The organism is Curtobacterium sp. MCBA15_001 (genome assembly GCF_001864835.1).
Lineage (GTDB): Bacteria > Actinomycetota > Actinomycetes > Actinomycetales > Microbacteriaceae > Curtobacterium.
This window is the reverse complement of the sequence record NZ_MJGI01000008.1, coordinates 57,404-58,857: the sequence shown is the minus strand read 5'-3', so window position 1 is coordinate 58,857 and position 1,454 is coordinate 57,404. Positions and strand designations below refer to the sequence as shown.

Sequence of the window (1,454 nt, the reverse complement as noted above, 5' to 3'; positions counted from 1 at the left end):
ACCGGCCAGTACGGCCAGACCTCGCAGTACGGCCAGACCTCCCAGTACGGCCAGTCCGCGCAGGCGCCCACTTCGAGCGCCTTCGGCGACACCGAGGCCTCGGACCAGCGCGCCAACGGCTACTACTTCACCGGCGCAGCTGGTGCGGCCAACGGCGCCGCAGCCGGCTCGGAGCCGAACGGCGCCACCGCCACCAAGCCGAAGTCGTCCCGCAACAAGCTCGTCCTGCCCCTCGTCGGCGGCCTCATCGTCGGCGCCCTCGTCGGCGGCGCGGCTGGCGGCGGCTGGGTCGCGGCGACGTCCAACGGCGGCGGCACCACGACCAGCTCCTCGAACTCGAACAGCGGTGGCGGCGGCAACCTGACCGTCAACGACTACAACTCCGCCACGGTCGTCACCGCGGTCGCCGCCCAGGCCACGCCGTCGGTCGTCACGATCAACGTCTCGTCGTCGAGCGAGGCCGGCACCGGCTCCGGGGTCGTCATGACCAAGGACGGCTACATCGTGACGAACACGCACGTCGTCACGCTGGACGGCGACAGCTCGAGCGGCACGATCCAGGTGACGACCTCGGACGGCAAGATCTACCCGGCGAAGCTGGTCGGCACCGACCCGACGGTCGACCTCGCCGTGATCAAGATCGACGCGACCGACCTCAAGCCGATGACGTTCGCCGACTCGTCGAAGCTCAACGTCGGTGACACCGCCGTCGCGATCGGCGCACCCCTGGGCCTGTCGAACACCGTGACGGACGGCATCGTGTCGACCCTGAACCGCAGCATCCAGGTGACGTCGAGCGACCCGAACGCGGGCGGCGACTCCAACGAGGGTCAGGGCAACAACGGCAACGGTCCCTTCGACTTCTGGGGCAACGGCGACAACGGCTCGAGCTCCGGTGCGAGCGCCACGGTGTCGCTGCCGGTGATCCAGACGGACGCCTCGATCAACCCCGGCAACTCGGGTGGTGCCCTGCTGGACTCCAAGGCCAAGCTCATCGGCATCAACGTCGCCATCGCCAGCGCGGGCAGCTCGGACTCGTCCGGCTCGCAGTCGGGGAGCATCGGCGTCGGCTTCTCGATCCCGGCGAACCTGGTGAAGCGGGTCGCGAACGAGATCATCGACAACGGGTCTGCGACGCACGGCCTGCTCGGTGCCTCGGTCGGCGACGCGAACCAGGACACCAACGCCACCCAGATGGGCGCCCTCATCAAGTCGGTCGTCTCGGGCGGCGCGGCTGCCGGGGCCGGCCTGCAGAAGGGCGACGTGGTCACGAAGATCGGCGACGCGACGGTCTCGGACGCGACCGACCTGACCGCACAGGTGCGCTACTTCGCCGGCGGCGCGAAGACCCAGATCACCTTCCTCCGCAACGGTCAGTCGCAGACCGCCGACGTGACCCTGGGGACGTACGACAGCAAGCAGTGACGCGACCGCGTCACGGACGGGAGGCCCGG

The 1,454-nt window shown here is 69.7% G+C and carries 1 protein-coding gene; it reads left to right on the top strand.

Annotated features, from left to right (window positions below; all coding sequences use genetic code 11):
* Window positions 1–1,425, top strand: a 1,425-nt coding sequence (locus tag BIU90_RS04725; protein WP_071299082.1) for a S1C family serine protease, incomplete at its 5' end; no start/stop codon positions are given.
* Window positions 1,426–1,454 lie beyond the last annotated feature (29 nt).